This window comes from Enterobacter sp. PI-10 (assembly GCF_027947695.1).
GTDB lineage: Bacteria > Pseudomonadota > Gammaproteobacteria > Enterobacterales > Enterobacteriaceae > Enterobacter > Enterobacter vonholyi.
The window spans coordinates 622379-640311 of record NZ_JAJNOG010000002.1 but is presented as its reverse complement, the minus strand read 5'-3'; the positions used below and the strand labels follow the sequence as shown (position 1 = coordinate 640311).

Annotated in this window: 16 protein-coding genes; 11 read left to right on the top strand and 5 right to left on the bottom strand. The window is 57.9% G+C overall.

The features are described 5' to 3' along the window. The 6 genes from LRM19_RS07495 (at window position 1) to LRM19_RS07470 (ending at window position 5404) form a co-directional block, all read left to right on the top strand. On the top strand, window positions 1–1014 hold the full coding sequence (locus LRM19_RS07495; protein WP_271368006.1) for an ABC transporter ATP-binding protein: 1014 nt from the start codon (window positions 1–3) through the stop codon (window positions 1012–1014). Between the two features lie 7 nt (window positions 1015–1021). Next, window positions 1022–1960, top strand: coding sequence for an ABC transporter permease (locus tag LRM19_RS07490; protein ID WP_442876249.1), 939 nt, complete (start codon window positions 1022–1024; stop codon window positions 1958–1960). Then, window positions 1950–2756 carry an ABC transporter permease gene (locus LRM19_RS07485; protein ID WP_271368004.1) on the top strand — a complete coding sequence of 269 codons (807 nt, stop codon included), beginning with the start codon at window positions 1950–1952 and terminating at the stop codon, window positions 2754–2756. The genes LRM19_RS07490 and LRM19_RS07485 overlap by 11 nt, the downstream gene beginning before the upstream one ends. Window positions 2757–2780: 24 nt before the next feature. Then, window positions 2781–4205 carry an aminobutyraldehyde dehydrogenase gene (gene patD / locus LRM19_RS07480; RefSeq protein ID WP_271368002.1) on the top strand — a complete coding sequence of 475 codons (1425 nt, stop codon included), beginning with the start codon at window positions 2781–2783 and terminating at the stop codon, window positions 4203–4205. 182 nt (window positions 4206–4387) lie between these two features. Beyond that, window positions 4388–4561, top strand: a complete 174-nt coding sequence (locus LRM19_RS07475; protein WP_013096478.1) for a GhoT/OrtT family toxin — start codon at window positions 4388–4390, stop codon at window positions 4559–4561. A gap of 87 nt (window positions 4562–4648) precedes the next feature. Beyond that, on the top strand, window positions 4649–5404 hold the full coding sequence (locus LRM19_RS07470; RefSeq protein WP_271367999.1) for an alpha/beta fold hydrolase: 756 nt from the start codon (window positions 4649–4651) through the stop codon (window positions 5402–5404). Window positions 5405–5475: 71 nt separating this feature from the next. Here the strand turns inward: LRM19_RS07470 and LRM19_RS07465 are convergent, their stop codons facing one another. From LRM19_RS07465 to LRM19_RS07455, 3 genes are read right to left on the bottom strand one after another with little or no spacing between them, the layout of a single operon-like run. Next, window positions 5476–7653 carry a virulence factor SrfC family protein gene (locus LRM19_RS07465; RefSeq protein ID WP_271367998.1) on the bottom strand — a complete coding sequence of 726 codons (2178 nt, stop codon included), beginning with the start codon at window positions 7651–7653 and terminating at the stop codon, window positions 5476–5478. Then, window positions 7650–10631: a virulence factor SrfB gene (locus LRM19_RS07460; RefSeq protein ID WP_271367997.1), complete on the bottom strand. Its 2982-nt coding sequence runs from the start codon at window positions 10629–10631 to the stop codon at window positions 7650–7652. The genes LRM19_RS07465 and LRM19_RS07460 overlap by 4 nt, the downstream gene beginning before the upstream one ends. 4 nt (window positions 10632–10635) lie before the next feature. Then, window positions 10636–11982, bottom strand: coding sequence for an SrfA family protein (locus LRM19_RS07455; RefSeq protein ID WP_271367996.1), 1347 nt, complete (start codon window positions 11980–11982; stop codon window positions 10636–10638). 283 nt (window positions 11983–12265) lie between these two features. Here LRM19_RS07455 and LRM19_RS07450 point away from each other — a divergent pair, with 283 nt between their 5' ends. Together LRM19_RS07450 and LRM19_RS07445 are read left to right on the top strand one after the other, a co-directional pair. Further along, window positions 12266–13864 (top strand): ABC transporter substrate-binding protein, encoded by a 1599-nt coding sequence (locus tag LRM19_RS07450; RefSeq protein WP_249575973.1) that lies wholly within the window; start codon window positions 12266–12268, stop codon window positions 13862–13864. Between the two features lie 50 nt (window positions 13865–13914). Continuing rightward, on the top strand, window positions 13915–14148 hold the full coding sequence (locus LRM19_RS07445; RefSeq protein ID WP_271367995.1) for a YdcY family protein: 234 nt from the start codon (window positions 13915–13917) through the stop codon (window positions 14146–14148). Window positions 14149–14151: 3 nt separating this feature from the next. Here the strand turns inward: LRM19_RS07445 and LRM19_RS07440 are convergent, their stop codons facing one another. Together LRM19_RS07440 and LRM19_RS07435 are read right to left on the bottom strand one after the other, a co-directional pair. Further along, window positions 14152–14601, bottom strand: a complete 450-nt coding sequence (locus LRM19_RS07440; protein WP_032656841.1) for a DMT family transporter — start codon at window positions 14599–14601, stop codon at window positions 14152–14154. Further along, a complete protein-coding gene (locus LRM19_RS07435) occupies window positions 14598–15116 on the bottom strand; it encodes a GNAT family N-acetyltransferase (RefSeq protein ID WP_115875262.1) in 519 nt (172 codons plus the stop codon). The genes LRM19_RS07440 and LRM19_RS07435 overlap by 4 nt, the downstream gene beginning before the upstream one ends. Before the next feature lie 148 nt (window positions 15117–15264). Between LRM19_RS07435 and LRM19_RS07430 the strand changes: the two genes are divergently transcribed. From LRM19_RS07430 to LRM19_RS07420, 3 genes are all read left to right on the top strand, one after another. Next, window positions 15265–15840 carry a helix-turn-helix domain-containing protein gene (locus tag LRM19_RS07430; RefSeq protein ID WP_008501301.1) on the top strand — a complete coding sequence of 192 codons (576 nt, stop codon included), beginning with the start codon at window positions 15265–15267 and terminating at the stop codon, window positions 15838–15840. A gap of 65 nt (window positions 15841–15905) precedes the next feature. Further along, window positions 15906–16946: an NADP-dependent oxidoreductase gene (locus LRM19_RS07425; RefSeq protein ID WP_271367993.1), complete on the top strand. Its 1041-nt coding sequence runs from the start codon at window positions 15906–15908 to the stop codon at window positions 16944–16946. Between the two features lie 254 nt (window positions 16947–17200). After that, window positions 17201–17869, top strand: a complete 669-nt coding sequence (locus tag LRM19_RS07420; protein WP_111963665.1) for a GntR family transcriptional regulator — start codon at window positions 17201–17203, stop codon at window positions 17867–17869. Window positions 17870–17933 lie beyond the last annotated feature (64 nt).

Genomic DNA, 17933 nt, shown 5'->3' with positions numbered 1-17933 from the left:
ATGACGTACGCGGTAGAGTTTAACAATGTTTCCCGTCTGTACGGCGACGTACGGGCGGTGGATGGGGTCACCATTGCGATTCGTGACGGAGAGTTTTTCTCCATGCTGGGGCCTTCGGGCTCCGGCAAAACCACCTGCCTGCGCCTGATTGCCGGTTTTGAACAGCTGTCAGGCGGGACGATCTCTATCTTCGGCATAGAGGCGAGCGAACTGCCTCCCTGGGAGCGGGATGTGAACACCGTCTTTCAGGATTACGCGCTGTTCCCGCATATGTCGATCCTCGACAACGTTGCCTACGGGCTGATGGTCAAAGGCATCGACAAGAAAAAACGCCATGCGCAGGCCCGTGATGCCCTCGAAAAAGTGGGCCTGAGCTTTGCCATTGCCCGCAAACCTTCGCAACTTTCCGGCGGCCAGCGGCAGCGTGTCGCCATCGCCCGGGCGCTGGTCAATGAGCCGCGCGTCCTGCTGCTGGATGAGCCCTTAGGTGCGCTCGATCTCAAACTGCGTGAACAGATGCAGTTCGAGCTGAAGAAGCTTCAGCAGGAACTCGGCATCACCTTCATTTTCGTCACCCACGATCAGGGTGAAGCCCTTTCAATGTCAGACCGGGTGGCGGTGTTTAATAACGGGCGGATCGAGCAGGTGGACACCCCGCGCGATCTCTACATGCGTCCGCGCACGCCGTTTGTCGCGAGTTTTGTGGGCACTTCCAACGTCTTTGATGCCGGACTAGCGCAGAAAATTTGCGGTATGGAAGGCAGCTATTCCCTGCGTCCGGAACATATTCGTCTTAACGAGGGCGGAGACGTTCAGGTTCAGGGCATCGTGCAGGCCGTTCAGTATCAGGGGGCGGCCACGCGGCTGGAGCTGAAGCTTGCCGATGGCGCCAAACTGCTGGTGAGCCAGGCCAATCTCAGTGAAACCTCGCCGCTGAGCGGCATTGCGCCGGGGCAGGCGGTGATGGCGTCATGGTCACGCGAGGCGATGATTCGCCTGCACGAGGAGAGGTGAAATGTCTATGAGTGTCGCGCATCCTCCCGCCCTGCACGGCCGCTTCAGCCGCATGACGGCGCTGTTCTGGCGAAAACCGTCGCTCGGCCTGTTCCTGCTTCTGCTCGCGCCGCTCATGTGGTTTGGCATCGTCTATTTAGGATCGCTTCTGACCCTGCTGTGGCAAGGGTTTTACACCTTTGACGATTTCACCATGGAGGTCACGCCGGACCTGACCCTGGCGAATATTCAGGCGCTCTTCAACCCGGCTAACTACGACATCATCCTGCGAACCTTAACGATGGCGATTGCGGTGACGATTGCCAGCGCCATTCTCGCATTCCCGATGGCCTGGTACATGGCGCGATACACCCGCGGCAAGTGGAAGGCTTTCTTCTATATCGCCGTGATGCTGCCAATGTGGGCGAGCTATATCGTCAAAGCCTACGCCTGGACGCTGCTGCTGGCGAAGGACGGCGTGGCCCAGTGGTTTCTCAGCCATCTTGGGCTGGAACCGATCCTGACTTCACTCCTTACGCTCCCGGCGATTGGCGGCAACACCTTGTCCACTTCCGGGCTGGGACGGTTTCTGGTCTTCGTGTACATCTGGCTGCCGTTTATGATCCTGCCCGTCCAGGCGGCGCTGGAACGCCTGCCGGCCTCGCTGCTGCAGGCCTCGGCCGACCTCGGCGCGCGCCCGCGCCAGACCTTTCGCTACGTCGTTCTGCCGCTGGCCATTCCGGGCATTGCGGCGGGATCAATTTTCACGTTCTCCCTGACGCTGGGGGATTTTATCGTTCCGCAGCTGGTGGGGCCGCCGGGCTACTTCATCGGTAACATGGTCTACTCCCAGCAGGGCGCAATTGGCAATATGCCGATGGCTGCCGCGTTCACGCTGGTTCCCATCGTGCTGATTTCTCTTTATCTGGCGTTCGTGAAACGTCTGGGAGCATTCGATGCACTCTGAACGCGCACCGCTGTTCCTCAAAGTGGCAGCGTGGGGAGGCGTCATCTTCCTGCACTTCCCGCTGCTGATTATCGCGACCTACGCCTTCAACACCGAAGACGCCGCTTTCAGCTTTCCGCCTCAGGGGCTAACGCTGAAGTGGTTTAGCGTGGCGGCGGGGCGCGGCGATATTATCGAATCCGTGACGTTGTCACTTCAAATTGCCGCGCTTTCCACCGCCATTGCCCTTGTGCTTGGCACGCTTGCTGCAGCGGCGCTGTGGCGAAGCGAGTTTTTTGGCAAGAATGCGATCTCTCTGCTGCTGCTGTTACCGATTGCGTTACCGGGGATCATCACCGGCCTGGCGCTGCTGACGGCCTTCAAAACGATCGACCTTGAGCCGGGCTTTTTCACCATCGTGGTGGGACACGCCACCTTTTGCGTGGTGGTGGTGTTTAACAACGTAATTGCACGGTTCAGGCGCACCTCCTGGAGTCTGGTCGAAGCGTCGATGGATCTCGGGGCCGACGGATGGCAAACCTTCCGCTATGTGGTGCTGCCCAATCTGGGTTCAGCGCTGCTGGCCGGGGGTGTGCTGGCGTTTGCCCTGTCGTTTGACGAGATAATCGTCACAACATTTACGGCGGGACACGAGCGCACGTTACCGCTGTGGTTGCTCAACCAGCTCGGGCGTCCGCGCGACGTGCCGGTCACCAACGTCGTGGCTCTGCTGGTGATGCTGGTGACAACTATCCCCATTCTGGGAGCCTGGTGGCTAACCCGCGACGGCGAAAACATTGCCGGCAGCGGGAAATAACAGTGAATTCAACAGGAAAATGCTATGCAAAAACATCTGCTGATAAACGGTGAACTGGTTGCCGGAGAGGGTGAGAAACAGCCGGTTTATAACCCGGCCACCGGAGAGGTGCTGCTGGAGATTGCTGAGGCGTCAGCGGCCCAGGTCGACGCGGCGGTTCAGGCGGCCGACCGTGCTTTTGTGGCGTGGGGACAAACGACGCCGAAAACCCGCGCCGAGAGCCTGCTGAAGCTGGCGGATACGATTGAAGCCCACGGCGAGGAGTTTGCCCGGCTCGAATCCCTCAACTGCGGCAAGCCACTGCACTGCGCTCTGGGTGATGAAATTCCGGCGGTGGTTGACGTTTTCCGTTTCTTTGCCGGGGCCGCCCGCTGCCTTAACGGGCTGGCCGCCGGAGAGTACCTTGACGGCCATACGTCGATGATCCGCCGCGACCCGGTGGGCGTGGTTGCCTCTATTGCACCGTGGAACTACCCGCTGATGATGGCAGCCTGGAAACTGGCACCCGCGCTGGCGGCAGGGAACTGCGTGGTGATTAAGCCCTCTGAGATTACGCCCCTGACCGCGCTTAAGCTGGCAGAGCTGGCAAAAGATATCTTCCCGGCGGGCGTTCTTAACGTGCTGTTTGGTCGGGGCAAAACGGTCGGCGATCCGCTTACCGGACATGAAAAAGTCCGTATGGTCTCGCTGACCGGTTCAATTGCTACCGGGGAACATATCATCGGCCATACGGCGTCCTCCATTAAACGCACCCATATGGAGCTGGGCGGTAAAGCGCCGGTGATCGTGTTTGATGATGCCGACCTGGATGCGGTCGTCGAAGGAGTGAGGACGTTTGGCTTCTACAACGCCGGGCAGGACTGTACCGCCGCCTGTCGTATCTACGCGCAAAAGGGCATTTACGCCGCGCTGGTGGAAAAACTGGGTGCCGCGGTTGCGAGCCTGAAAATGGGCGCACCCGAGGACGAATCAACCGAGCTGGGGCCGCTGAGTTCGGCGGCGCATTTATCCCGCGTGTGCAAAGCGGTGGATGAGGCCAAAGCCCTGAGCCACGTCAGCGTTGTGACCGGGGGCAGCAAAAAAGAGGGGGCGGGCTACTACTTCCAGCCAACCCTGCTGGCGGGGGCCAAACAGGAAGATGCCATTGTGCAGCGCGAGGTGTTTGGCCCGGTGGTGAGCGTCACCGAATTTGATGATGAGGCGCAGGTGTTGGCCTGGGCGAACGATTCGCAATATGGCCTGGCGTCTTCGGTCTGGACCAAAGACGTCGGCCGCGCCCATCGCCTGAGCGCGCGCCTGCAGTATGGCTGCACCTGGGTGAATACCCATTTTATGCTGGTGAGCGAAATGCCGCACGGCGGCATGAAACTATCGGGCTACGGGAAGGATATGTCGGTCTACGGACTTGAGGATTATACGGTCGTGCGGCATGTCATGATCAAACACTAATCCTCCCAGCCTGGCCGCATGCGCGGCCAGGCGTTCTCCTTGCCCGCCACACGTGTTACCAAAGATACTCAATTGTTATTAGCCATAATCTTTAAGTGGTTATTCTGTAACGAAAAAACTTGATCTGTGTCAACATATGACGCATATTGCGTGCGGTTATTTTTTCGGCTCTGGTATACAGAATGACGTTGTATCAAAAGATGTTGGTTTTTTACGCAATCATGGCTTCCATCTGCGCATTAATTACCTGGTTCCTCTCTAAAGACCGCAAACGTATCCGCCTGCTCAGCGCTTTTCTGGTGGGGTCAACCTGGCCAATGAGCTTTCCCGTTGCGCTGCTGGTCTCGCTTTTCTGAAGCACGCTTCCAGTTTTAAAAGATGAACATAGCATTCCTGATGTGGTGACTGTATAAATACACAGTGCATCATAAAAAGGAGTGCTTATGAACAGTTTTTACTCGCAGCAGGCCGGTTGCACCGTGCGCTGGCATGACCTGCCCGGCACCGGCGATCCCGTGGTGTTTATTCACGGGCTGGGCTGCGCCTCTTCCTACGAATATCCCCGCGTCGTACATGACCCGCTGTTTGGCGCGCGCAGAGCGATTCTCATCGACTTGCCCGGCAGCGGCTACAGCGATAAGCCTGAGCACTACAGCTATAAAACCACTGACCAGGCGCACGTTGTCGCGGAACTGATTGACCATCTTGAGCTGGATTCCTTCTGGTTATACGGCCACAGCATGGGCGGTAGTATCGCTATCGAAACGGCGGGGCTGCTGGGGTCGCGCGTGAAGGGACTGATGGTGTCAGAGCCCAATTTCCACGCGGGTGGGGGCATGTTCAGCCGGTCTATTGCAGCGCAAACCGAGCAACAGTTTCTGGAGCAGGGTTATGACGCCATGCTTAGCGCAGAAAAAACGGCGTGGGCCGGGTGCCTGCAGAGTAATGCGCCGTATGCCGTCTGGCGGGGCGCATCGAGCCTGGTGGCGGGCGTTGAGCCCGAGTGGGAAGCGCATTTCCTGTCACTCCCTTGCCCGGTAACGTTGATTTTTGGCGAGCTCTCTCTGCCGGATGACGATGTGGATAATCTAAAGCAAAAGGGCGTTGAGGTAAAAATTATCCCTGCGGCGGGGCACTCGATGTCGTGGGAAAACCCCTCTGCGCTGGCGCGGGCCTTAGCCGAATGTATGACGATGTGATTATTGTGCGATTTATCATCGTTGCGAAATGTAGGCCGGGTAAGCGCAGCGCCACCCGGCAAGAAGGGCGGCTACTTTATTAAAGCCCGCAGTGCCTGACGTGCGTCAGGCTGAACATCATGCGGGTGCTGGTAATCAATGTTCTCTATCGCGCGGCTATAGAGTGCGACCAGCCAGTCGTACACGTACGCGGTGGCCGCATGTACAGGCTGTTCTCCCAGGCGCGTCAAACGAGGCTCGGCGCTGCTGACCACCGGCGTGACGAAGATGGCCTGGCCCTTGCGGATGCGGCTTGCCGGACGCGTTGCCACGGGCGTCTGGTCGTAACCCAGCCAGCCAACGAAATTGCCCATCACGGCATGCAGCTGTGCCGCGCTACTTTTATCCGCTTCGACAATGCGCTGAAGCTGTTGAGGCAAATTCAGCCGGTAGCTGGTGACGACCAGCACATCCGCGATTTGCTGTAACACCTCAGGATCCAGCCCAAGACGGGCGGCGGTCGCCTCGTTGCGGCTCCACTGGCGCAGATGATTTATCCAGACTCGGTGCGCGAGACGCGCTTTGTCTTTTGTCTGGAACAGGCCAGTGCTTTCCTGCGCGTTCTCGGCAAACAGGTCAATGGTGTCCGTAAACAGCCCGTTCACCTGCTCCTCGCGAGGCTGCTGAACGGCGAGCAGCGTTTCAAAGGCTTTCAGAGGCGGCAGCAAGCCTTCAAGCAGTTCGCCGTGGCGGGCGGCGCTGCTTTGCAGCATGCGCACCATGTTTTCCGCCTGAGCGCGTCTTGTCCCCGGTTCTTCAACCAGCGGTGCCAGATAGCTTTGCATCAGGGCCGACAGCTCCTGACGCAGCGCGTTTTTCAGCGTGCCGAGACGTTTCTGTCGCTGCGCGGGCAACGTGGCCTGAGACAGCCATTCGATGACGCGCTGCATGCTGTGGCTGTCCAGCGCCTGCAGCGTGCCCCAGCGTAAACCCGGCTTTCCGAGCAGATGCTGTACGGCTTCATCGAGATTCTGCCGGGTAGTAAAGCGGGCGTCATGCGGGGTGATCGCCCACACCAGGCCCGGCAGGGCAGATTCTTCAGCAGGCTGCGTCTCCTTCACCCAGTTCATTAACACTTTTGCTTTTTTGGCCGTCTGTTCGTGCTGTGCCGTCGCGTTGCAAATCACCAGCACATCCGGCTGAAGCTGTTGACGGTAATGTTCAAGAAGCCACTGGGATTTTGCCTGGCGTAGCGGATCGGCACGGTTATCTTCAAAAACCGGAATATCAATAATATCGACGTTATCCAGAGCCCCGTTCTCAACCGGCAGCACCAGCTCGCGGGTCAGGAATGCCAGCACGTCGACCGGGATGCTGATGGCGTTAAGCATTTCACCGCTATTCAGCGGATGAAGCAGCGTCTCCTGCGCGTCCTGAAGGTCTAACGCGCCGTCGTGCGTCAGGAACCCTTCACCCGGCAGTCCAAAGCTGTCCACCAGCAGGCTAAGCGGGGCAGCAAGATCGCTGGCATGGCTAGTCTGGTGCAGCACATGGGCCAGTTTTAACCACTGCTGGGTCAACTCCTGCTGCTCGCCCCAGAGCAGCGACCAGACGCTGGCTCGCGTGCTGAGATCGAGAGAAGGTACCAGTTGGGCAAACTCATGCCACAGGGCATCATCAATTTGCTGCTTAGCGGCGGGAACCGTGCTTTGCCAGAAGCGGGCAATCGTCCCCACTTCCTGAGCCGTGATGCCGGGCACGCTCTGCGGCTGGCGCAGCCCGCGCCACTTCTCCAGACGTGTCTCAATGACCGCTTTATCCACCGCGCGCATCTGTGGATGGAGGGTCGTACGGGCAATAAACAGCTGTACCAGCTCGGCCTCGGTGACAAGACTCAGACGCAGCGGGAACGCCTCATCCGCCACCTCCGTGTTTTCACGGGTAAAGCGGACGGCCATGTTGGTCAGGGCATGTCCCGGATTGATATGCGAAAAATAGTCAAAGGTGCGCTGGCCCGGCGTCACGTTCAGGCGTCCATTACCGCTGCCGCAAAGAGACAACAGCAGGTGCGCTTTCGCGCTCTGCGAATGGCCGTAAAGCCCAACGCTGCTCTGGCGGGTCATGGCGCGTTCAATAGCCTGTTCCCGCGCCTGCGCCGCGTTGATGCGGGCAAGCAGGGCGTCGGCATCGTTATCCAGCACAGGGGCGTTCAGGCGCGTCTCATTAATCCACCCAATTAAGGCCTGAGTGGTGGTCGTCGTCTCTGTCATTTCAGGTATACGCTCCCGCTGTCGATCCAGTAGTGGCTACCGCTGTGTCGGCGATCGGCCAAAGTGTTCAGTTTGAAGGTTAATGCGTCAGGCGCAACAGGCGTGCCGTCCTGCAGCCAGGCATCGCTCAGCTCGAAGGCCTCCGGCCCCTCCTGCTTGCTGCCGCCGCAGAGCCTGAGCCGCACGTTCAGCACGCCGTCACCGGCAATGGCTTTCGCCAGTTCAGCCGAGTTGATGCTGAGCGTGTAGAGCGGCGTGGCGGGCCAGCGCGCGTTCGCCAACTGGCGGAAGCCGAGAGTCACGTTACCGCGCAGCGGGAAGTGCAGACGCGCGTCAAGCTTCGCGCCGGGTTTATCCAGGTCGATATCCTGGTACCAGACGTTTTCCTCGCGCAGGGTATTGACGGTGTTATCCAGCACGCCCAGATAGCGCACGGTGGAATACGCGCCAATGTCCGCAGCTTTAAAGTTAAAGCGCGGCAGGCGCAGGTCAAGCGCCAGGCTGCAGAGCATGGCCCCGACTGCAGCTGTCGATTTCGGGTTGCCAATGCGCCCCTGCTGGCTGAACGGATACCACTCATGTACCTGGTATTTATCCAGCCAGACGATGCGGTTGACCGGCACCGGCTGCAGATGTCGAATGAGCGCCTGCACACCGGGCAGGCAGCCGGGGCGTCCGGTGATCAGCAGAATATCGCAGCTGTAATGTGAAATCGCCTCACACACCGCGTGCAGCGGGGAGGCCAGCGTAAACTGCCCGGCCAGCATCGCATCCTGCATTTCGCGGAAGCTGACGTGCAGCGGCACGGCGAACAGGTCGAAAGCGTCAGAGCCCGCAGGCAGGGCATGATCGATCGCCTGCTGCAGGTAGTTCATCACGTTGCGCGTCGGCTTCTGCGGCAGGAGATCGCCAAAGGTGGCATGCAGACCGGCCAGCGGATCGTCAACGTCGCTCGATTCCCACGCGGCAAGAATGGCATGGCCAATCGGCATAAAGAGCTGCAGCGCCGTCTGCTGGCGGAGTACGGCCTGGGTATCAATACGCCCGGAGTCGCCGAACAGCGAGGCCATCAGCAGCGAGGCATCAGCAATACCGGATTTCTGCAGCTGCGTTTGCAGCGCGGGCAACACGTAGCGCTGCATCACGTCCAGAAGCGTATCGTCGCCCGCGACCTTAAATCCTTCACGGAACAGCAGCTGAGGGGTGATTTTGACGTTATTGCCAGAACCGTCGTCCAGCTGATAATGGGTGATCGCCATATCCGTTGTGCCGCCGCCGATGTCGATGGACGCGACGCGCAGCGCGCGGCCCGGCTGGCTACCCGGCTCAGGTTCGCGGTCCGGACGGGCCAGAGAGGCGAAGAAGGCTTCGGTCTGGCCGCCAAAGCGGGAGATGGCTTCGTTATACAGCCAGACCAGCTGACCGCAGCTGGCTTCATCCCACTCCATCTGGATTTCTGGTACCGGCACCACGCTTTTTTCCTGCTGTTTGCGGGTGACAAAATCCTCATCCTGCGGGTGCCATCCCATCGCTTTCCAGACGATGGCGATGGCTTCAAACATGCGGCGACGGAAGATCTCGCGCTCCTGCTTTGGCATGGCGGAGGGCAGCGTCAGGATCAGCGTGCGCAGCTGGCGCGGCGACGCCGGGAATCCCAGACGTAAGCGCGTGGCGACGCTGTTGATCTGCCCCAGCGCCTGCGCCAGTAGCTCGCATAGCATGTGGGTCATCAGGGTGCTGCGGCTGTACTGCGGAGAAAAGACCGGCAGCCGTTCGTCCTGCGGCAGCGTGAAGAGCGGCTCGCCGTCATCGTTCATCAGGTTCATCAGCGGAAACGCGGTGGCAAGCGGCTCACGCTGGGTCTTGCTGTTCATCTGGCTAAAGCGCCAGTCCTGCACGACCGGGGTTTCATCCCACAGGTAGCGACGCGGGCTCGAGATGCCGCTGTTGCCTTCGGTCCCCAGACGCTGCATCGCCAGCTTGCGGGCTTCATCACCAACGCGAACAATGGACGGCCAGACAAAGGCATCTTCGCGACCGCTTTCGACCGAGAAGTGCTGCTTGCCAAAACGCGCTTCCGAAAACTCGAGACGGCTGGTGAACAGCGGCGCATTCAGGAACTGCGGCTCGCTTAGCGAGCGAACCTGCAGCTCGGCGGTCTGGCGCAGGCCATCGTTGGCATCGCCGTGGTCTTCAATAATGACGCCACAGGTGTGGGTATTGCCCACGTCGAGGATCAGATCGACCGGAATGGCAGGCGTGCTGAGCGTATGGGTAACAAATTTCACTTCCGGCACGGTGAGTTGTTCACCGAGCATGGTCATCAGGTTGAGCCAGTGGGCCTGATATTCAAAACCGCGCATCGCCTGCTGGAGATCGCGTTCTGAGCGGTTTTCGACACCGTCGGCATATTGGGTAAACGCCTCGCGCAGCCAGCCGTCAATCCACGTCTGGTCGAGGAAGCTTTCAACCTCATTGTCTCGCCAGGCCAGCGCGAAACGGGTCCCGTTCAGAATATCGTTTTCAACCGGGGAAAGGGCGGAGGTGGCGTGTTCAGCAATCTGGCTGTCAAGGGCGAGAGTGACGCGGTGCGTATTGCCTGCCGTGTCGGGTGAATCCAGCCTGCGCACCTGAACGCGCGCCCAGTTATCCGGCCCCTCAACGAAGGTTCGCGGCGGGTTGAAGCGCAGGAACGGAACCGGAAGCCAGACGCCGTCCAGCACCGCCAGGGACTGATGCAGCGGGATGGTGGTTTCCGGCTTAACCACTTCAGGCTGCCCGCCGTTCGTTCCCGGCAGGGTATAGCGCCCGTTAACCAGGTCGAAATCGAGTCGCAAAAGCGGGCCGTTCGCGGTTTTACGTACGAAGCGCCCGTTGCTGGCGGTGTCCTGCGGCGTCAGACCGAAATCAAGGAACTGCACGCCGCTGTTGGCAATAAGCGTGACGCTTTGTTTATAGTCGCAAAGATTTACCAGCATAGGATCAGGCACCTGCTTTCTTGAACGTCAGTGGAACGACGGTATTGGCATCATAACGGGCGCGACATTCTGCGATATCGCTGGCGCCTGCTTTACAGGCAACTTCCGGCATCGGGTAGCGGGAACCGTCGGTGCAGCGGGCAGTACCGCGACTTTTAATCATCAGCTCGCCGTTGCTGTGCAGCCCGGAGAAGACCTCCGCGCGGCAGACGACGTTGTCGCCATGGACAACCCGGGCGAAGCCTTTATTGTTCTGGATCTGATAGCGCATTGACGGCGGTTTGCCGGTGACCGGATCTTTCACGTCGAGAACCGCACGCCAGGTACCGTTCAGGAAACGCGTCGATCCCGCTTTCACCTGATTCGCTTCCATCACCATGGCATCTTTCGGGATGGCGACAATCACCACCGGGGCAGGCTGTGGCGCAGGCGCCGGAGCAGGCTCTTTTTCTTTGTTTGCCAGGACCTCTGCCTGATGCAGCGGCAGTTTCATCGCCAGCGGCTCAACCGCTTTGATCGGCTTTGGCGCAATCTCGACGGGTTCTGGTGCGGGCGCCGGTGCGGGCTCAGCGGAAGGCGACTGTTTTGGCCACAGCAGCGGTGCGGCAATGGCGGCAACGATCGCGACGGCAACCGGCAGCGTCCACAGGGGAACACGACGTTTTTTCGCGACGATCGGCAGAGCAGGTTCCTGAGCGGGTTGCGTAACCGCCGGGGCAGGCTTTGGCTCATACAGATCTTCCGGCGTGATGCGCACCACCGTGGAAGGGGCGATCAGCGGCTCGTCGGCGTGTTCAAAGGCTACAACCGGTTCTGGCTCAGGCTCGGGCTCAGGATCTTCAATCACAACGGGGGCAGGCTCAGGGACCAGCGATTCACGCAGGCAGTCGAGAACATCGTCGCGCGCATTTTCGTTCAGGTTTACAAAGCCCCAGAAGCTGATGACAGGCTTTCCGTCCACCAGGAAGAGGAAGTTTTCACCCGGGAACTGAAACGCCTTTGACAGCAGAGAGCCAAAAAGCTGCTGCGCGGTTTTGGGGGACTGGAGGCATTTCTTGCTTAACGACTCAACGCTGGCGAGCGTGTTTTCCAGATAGCGCAGGGCGCGATAGCGGTCATCTTCATCTGCCGCTTTCCAGCTTGTTACGCTCCCTTCAACGGGGGAATACCAGTCCACGCGGTCACCGCTGTCGTTGACCTGAGGAATCGCCAGACAGTCGACGATGGCCTGTTGTTTGCGCAACCGGAGCGCTTCCCGGATTTGTAACGCTGATTCAAAAACGGCTTGTCCGCCGCCGCCAACGGCCTGAAAGTCATCCAGGTTACCGCTGCGTAAAAGAGTTTTTGCCACGATTTGATCCCATATACTTCTTCACACCGTTACTTTAACGAAACGAGGAAGCAACCAAACGGGGGAAGAGACGCTAAAAGGGCCGATTTCTTGCGGCATAGAAAGTGACGGTTGTGCTTGACGAATAATGGCACTTAAGGCAAATCATCTTTTTGGGCGCTGGCGGTTAAAACAGCAAAAAACGCGGCTTTAGAATAACCTGATAGTGTTTCGTTATTTGCCAGGTCAAAACGCCTGTGCTGTTATTACTGTCCTATATAATAAAACTGTCAGGGTTATAACCATGTCTACAGGGAAAACACTGCTCGCCCTTGCGCTGAGCGCGCTGTTACCAGCCGGTGCCGCATGGGCGGCAAACAACGACACCCTTATTTACTGTTCTGAAGCGTCCCCCGAGTCCTTCAACCCGCAAATCGCCAGCTCTGGCCCGTCTTTTGTGGCGAGTTCTCAGGTACTGTACAACCGCCTGATCAATTTCGACCCGGTGAAAAACACCCCGGTGCCGTCGCTGGCAGAGTCCTGGACGATCTCGCCGGACGGCAAGACTTATACCTTTGCCCTGCGCAAAGGGGTGAAGTTCAACAGCAATAAATACTTCAAACCGACGCGCGACTTTAACGCCGATGACGTTATTTTCTCGGTCATGCGTCAGAAAGACCCTAAACACCCGTACCACAACGTGTCGCAGGGCAACTACGAATACTTTAACGATGTGGGTCTCGATAAGCTGATCCAGGACGTTAAAAAGGTCGACGATTATCACGTTCAGTTCACCCTCAGCGAACCCAACGCCGCGTTTCTGGCCGACTGGGGGATGGATTTCGCCTCCATTCTCTCCGCCGAATACGCCGACGCGATGCTGAAAAAAGGCACGCCTGAGAACGTGGACACCTGGCCGATTGGTACCGGGCCTTACGTGCTGCAGCAGTACAAAGTGGATTCGCTGATCCGCTACGTCGCAAACCCGAACTACTGGGAAGGCGAAGTGCCGACGAAGCATCTCATCTTCTCCATTACGCCAAACGTGGAAACCCGCCTGGCGAAGCTGCAGACCAACGAGTGCCAGATTATTCCTGCGCCATCCCCGGTTCAGTTTGACGCCATTAAGAACAACAAAGACCTGACGCTGCACTCGGTCGATGCGCTGAACGTCGGCTATCTGGCGTTTAACACCGAGAAAAAACCGTTTGATAACGTGCTGGTGCGCCAGGCGCTTAACTACGCGACCGACAAGAAGGCCATCGTTAATGCGGTCTTTATGGGATCGGGCACGGTGGCAAAATCGCCGATCCCGCCAAATATGTTGGGCTTCAATAAAGACCTGAAGGACTACAGCTACGATCCTGAAAAAGCGAAAGCCCTGCTGAAGCAGGCGGGTCTGGAGAAGGGCGCGGAAGTCACGCTGTGGTCAATGCCGGTTCAGCGTCCTTATAATCCGAACTCGCGTCGTATCGCAGAGATGATCCAGAGCGACTGGGCTAAAGTCGGCGTTAAAGCCAAAATTGTCTCTTACGAGTGGGGTGAATATCTCTCCGGAATGCGTAAAGGCGAACATGACTCCGCGCTGTTTGGCTGGATGTCCGATAACGGCGACCCGGACAACTTCGCCGATGTGCTGCTGGGCTGCAACAGCATTAAAACCGGCTCAAACGCCGCGCGCTGGTGCGATAAGGGGTATGATGCGCTGGTGCAAAAAGCGAAGCTGACCAGTAACCCGGCCGAGCGCGCGAAACTTTACGGCCAGGCGCAGGAGATTTTCTACCAGCAGGCGCCGTGGATCGCGCTGGCCAACGGGAAAACGTTCTACGCGACCCGCAGCAACGTGACCGGATACAGCGTGAGCCTGATGGGCAGCGATTTCTCTAAGGCAAAGCTGAACTGATTGTTTGCCCGGTGGCGCTGCGCTTACCGGGCACATAACAAGGAGTGACAATGTCACATTTAAATGAAGTTATCGCCCGCGTCGATGCCGCCATCGAAGAGAGCGTGATTACCCACATGAACGAGCTGCTGATCGAATTAAGCGATGATGCTGAGCTCAGTCGTGAAGATCGCTATACCCAGCAGCAGCGTCTGCGCACCGCGATTTCGCACCACGGTAAGCAGCATAAAGAGGAGATGAACGCGCGTGAGGAACAGCTGACGAAAGGCGGCACCATACTGTAACGTTTAAAACTGGCGTCGCGCCACCAGCCAGGCTCCGACCACCAGCATCACCGCACCGCACACCGGGCCAATCAGGGCGCGCAGCGGAATGCCATTGCTCCTTAGCACGTCCATCACCAGCCCGCCAATCAGCTGGCTTGCCACCAGCACGGCGATGGTCGTCGCCGCGCCAACGTTCTGATATCCGCTGATGCTGGCAAACACGAAAAACGACCCCAGCAGCCCCGGTATAAGCGTCCACCAGCGAACCGTTGCGGCCAGCTCGCTGAACCCGGCGACGCCCTGTTTCAGCAGCAGAATGCTGACAAACAGCACAATGCCGACCAGGGAGTTCAGCAGCATCGCGATGAGAATGGTGGAGGAGGACTGGGTGATACGCACCATCAAGGTGTTTTGCACCACCAGACCAATTCCCGCCGCCACCAGAAACGCCAGCGTCAGCGACTGATTCATGGGATTGCGTCCGGTTCGCTGCGCTCGTCCAGCTGCAGCTGCATAAAGGTTAAGTCCAGCCAGCGGCCAAACTTGGTTCCCACCTGCGGCATCTGCCCCGTGATGACAAAGCCGAGCGTTTCGTGGAGGTGAATCGAGGCATGGTTTTGCGCTTCAATCCCGGCCACCATCACGTGTTTACCGATGGCGCGGGCCTCGTTTATCAGCGCGATCATCAGCGTGCGGCCAATGCCTTTTCCCTGATGTTCCGGGTGGACGTAGACCGAGTGCTCAACCGTATGACGAAAACCGTCGAAGGCGCGCCAGTCGCCGAAAGAGGCGTAGCCGGTAATCACGCCGTCTTCTTCGCTTACCAGAACCGGGTAACCCGCGAGAGTGCGTGCCTCAAACCAGGCGATTCGGTTATCGGTATCGACGGTTTTATCGTTCCAGATCGCGGCAGTATGCAGCACCGCGTGGTTGTAAATCTCTCCTATCGCAGCGCAGTCTTCTTTGCAGGCATGACGAACGATCATGATTAAACCTCTGTGTGTTGTTCACTATAGTGTTACGTTGTGGCTACGATATTACACAACCGTATAGCTCGAACGCTACGGCATAAGCCATATTTTTTTGTTATCAAAAGCCCATTGAAATGCTCTTCATTCACTATAGTATGACGTCATGAACACCATAACAGACACGATGAATCAACGGATTAGCGCAAGAATTCGCCTGGAGCGTGAGTCTCGCGGGTGGTCCCTGAGCGAGCTGGCCGACCGGGCAGGCGTCTCCCGCGCCATGATCCACAAGATTGAACGCGGGGACAGTAGCCCGACGGCCACCTTGCTTGCCCGCCTGTCTGGCGCGTTTGGCATCAGCATGTCCACGCTGATTGCCCGGGCCGAGATGCAGGAAGGCAAGCTGCTGCGCCTTGCAAACCAGCCCGTCTGGCGCGATCCGCAGACGCACTACCTGCGCCGCCATGTTTCTCCCCGCACCGATCTGCCCATCGACCTTGTTCAGGTTGAACTGCCTGCGGGCAGCGATGTTCCGATGCCTGCATCTTCTTACGCGCTGGCGCGTCAGCTTATCTGGCTCCAGTCCGGTGAGCTGGTGTTTCAGGAGGGCGACACTCGCCACGAAATGCACGCCGGCGACTGTCTCGAGCTGGGGCCGCCAAATGACTGCCGGTTCATCAACGAAACGAATGAAACCTGCATCTATCTGGTTGTACGGCTTAACCAGTCCGGCTCGTAATGCTAATGCGATAACGCCGATCGTGAGCCAGGCTGTAATAACATTTGTACCAGAAGGAGATCCTGATGAATCAACCTGTTTCGCAAAATCGCCGCTGGGTGCTGGCCTCTCGTCCTCAGGGCGCGCCGGTGGCGGAAAATTTTCGTCTGGAAACGCAGCCTGTTCCAGCCCCTGTTGAGGGGCAGCTTTTGCTTCGTACCGTCTGGCTGTCGCTGGACCCGTACATGCGGGGGCGCATGAGCGATGCGCCATCCTATTCACCGCCGGTTGAGCTGGGTGCGGTGATGGTGGGGGGAACGGTCAGCCGGGTTGAGCAGTCGAATCATCCCGATTTCAAACCGGGTGAATGGGTGCTGGGCTACAGCGGCTGGCAGGAGTATGACCTCTCGGACGGCAGCGGCCTTGTGAAGCTGGGCGAAAATCCGGCTCATCCTTCCTGGTCGCTGGGGATACTGGGTATGCCGGGCTTTACCGCCTATATGGGGCTGCTGGATATCGGGCAACCGAAAGCGGGTGAAACGCTGGTGGTGGCGGCGGCGACCGGCCCGGTTGGCGCGACCGTCGGGCAGATCGGCAAAATCAAGGGTTGTCGGGTGGTTGGTGTGGCCGGTGGCGCAGAGAAATGCCGCCATGCCGTTGAGGTTCTCGGGTTTGACCTGTGTCTGGATCATCACGCGGCCGATTTTGCCGACCAGCTGAAGCACGCCTGCCCGAAAGGAATTGATGTCTATTATGAAAACGTCGGCGGAAAAGTATTTGACGCCGTGCTGCCGTTACTCAATACCTCCGCGCGCGTGCCGGTATGCGGTCTGGTAAGCGGCTACAATGCGACGGGCTTGCCCGAGGGGCCGGATCGCCTGCCGCTTCTGATGGCGACCATCCTGAAGAAACGCATTCGTATGCAGGGCTTTATCATCGGACAGGATTACGGGCACCGCATTAAGGAGTTCCAGGAAGAGATGGGGCGCTGGGTGCAGGAGGGGAAAATCCACTATCGCGAACAGGTAACGGACGGGCTGGAGAACGCCCCCGAGGCGCTGATTGGCCTGCTGGAAGGACGAAACTTCGGCAAAGTCGTGATTCGCGTCGCGAGTGACAATAAATAAACAGCAATATGGCGGGGTTTCCCGCCATATTTATTTGTGAAGATACGATATATTGTCTTTAATTACTGGACATAGCTTTTCGCGCCATCATCCCGGATGCGCCCGAAAACGATAAAAAACAAAATTTGCTTTTTTTGCTGTTTTTACGTACTTCCCACCACCAGGCATGACGATACAGGATATATCGGACCAGCGCCGTTTTATTAAAACTGGCGTTTAAAAATAGCATTAAGTTTTAGCTACAGGAATTCCACATGCTTGATTTGGATCACTTAGAAAAAGCCCAAAGGGTCAGTCTTACTATGCAAGTTGAACTCAGTTTGAAAGGAGCGTTAATTACAGGCTCACTCAAACCTGGGGCGCGACTGATTACGAAAGAGATTGCCGATAAATTAGGAACCAGTATTACCCCTGTTCGCGAGGCGCTTTTGCGCCTGGTGTCATCAGGGGCATTACACGCTACGCCCGCGCAGGCATTTCTGGTTCCGGAGGTTACGCTGGAGCGCTATAACGAGATTAACGCCATAAGAAAACAGCTTGAGCCAATGGCGGTTGCCGCAGCCTGTCGGAATATGTCTGATAGCAAACTGGAGGCGTTGCGCAAATTGTCGGAGGCCTTCCATGAGGCCATGCGCAACGGGAACGTCCAGCAGGCGTTGCATGCGAATCGCGTCTTCCGGTTTACGCTGTATCAGTATGCGGAAATGCCTACGCTTAATGCATTAATTGAGCAGCTCTGGGTGCGCATCGGGCCCTGTATGAACTATCTGCATCAGGAGCTTAACGATATCAAAGCCTCGACATATCACTATGACGAACTCCTTTCCGCCCTTGAGAGAAGAGATGTTGTTGCCTGCCAGAAGGCGATTGATAAGGTGATTGATGAAGCGAATTTGCTTTTACAGCGACAATATTTTAACTAAGAGATTATTTAGCAGGGCGACTATATTTCGCACCTAATTATTTATCCGGTGAATAACTCCTGAT

Bases quoted from the DNA above. Each gene is read 5' to 3' on its own strand.
- LRM19_RS07495 (WP_271368006.1), top strand. From the start codon at position 1: ATGACGTACGCGGTAGAGTTTAACAATGTTTCCCGTCTGTACGGCGAC.
- LRM19_RS07490 (WP_442876249.1), top strand. From the start codon at position 1,022: ATGAGTGTCGCGCATCCTCCCGCCCTGCACGGCCGCTTCAGCCGCATG.
- LRM19_RS07485 (WP_271368004.1), top strand. From the start codon at position 1,950: ATGCACTCTGAACGCGCACCGCTGTTCCTCAAAGTGGCAGCGTGGGGA.
- patD (WP_271368002.1), top strand. From the start codon at position 2,781: ATGCAAAAACATCTGCTGATAAACGGTGAACTGGTTGCCGGAGAGGGT.
- LRM19_RS07475 (WP_013096478.1), top strand. From the start codon at position 4,388: ATGACGTTGTATCAAAAGATGTTGGTTTTTTACGCAATCATGGCTTCC.
- LRM19_RS07470 (WP_271367999.1), top strand. From the start codon at position 4,649: ATGAACAGTTTTTACTCGCAGCAGGCCGGTTGCACCGTGCGCTGGCAT.
- LRM19_RS07465 (WP_271367998.1), bottom strand. From the start codon at position 7,653: ATGACAGAGACGACGACCACCACTCAGGCCTTAATTGGGTGGATTAAT.
- LRM19_RS07460 (WP_271367997.1), bottom strand. From the start codon at position 10,631: ATGCTGGTAAATCTTTGCGACTATAAACAAAGCGTCACGCTTATTGCC.
- LRM19_RS07450 (WP_249575973.1), top strand. From the start codon at position 12,266: ATGTCTACAGGGAAAACACTGCTCGCCCTTGCGCTGAGCGCGCTGTTA.
- LRM19_RS07445 (WP_271367995.1), top strand. From the start codon at position 13,915: ATGTCACATTTAAATGAAGTTATCGCCCGCGTCGATGCCGCCATCGAA.
- LRM19_RS07440 (WP_032656841.1), bottom strand. From the start codon at position 14,601: ATGAATCAGTCGCTGACGCTGGCGTTTCTGGTGGCGGCGGGAATTGGT.
- LRM19_RS07435 (WP_115875262.1), bottom strand. From the start codon at position 15,116: ATGATCGTTCGTCATGCCTGCAAAGAAGACTGCGCTGCGATAGGAGAG.
- LRM19_RS07430 (WP_008501301.1), top strand. From the start codon at position 15,265: ATGAACACCATAACAGACACGATGAATCAACGGATTAGCGCAAGAATT.
- LRM19_RS07425 (WP_271367993.1), top strand. From the start codon at position 15,906: ATGAATCAACCTGTTTCGCAAAATCGCCGCTGGGTGCTGGCCTCTCGT.
- LRM19_RS07420 (WP_111963665.1), top strand. From the start codon at position 17,201: ATGCTTGATTTGGATCACTTAGAAAAAGCCCAAAGGGTCAGTCTTACT.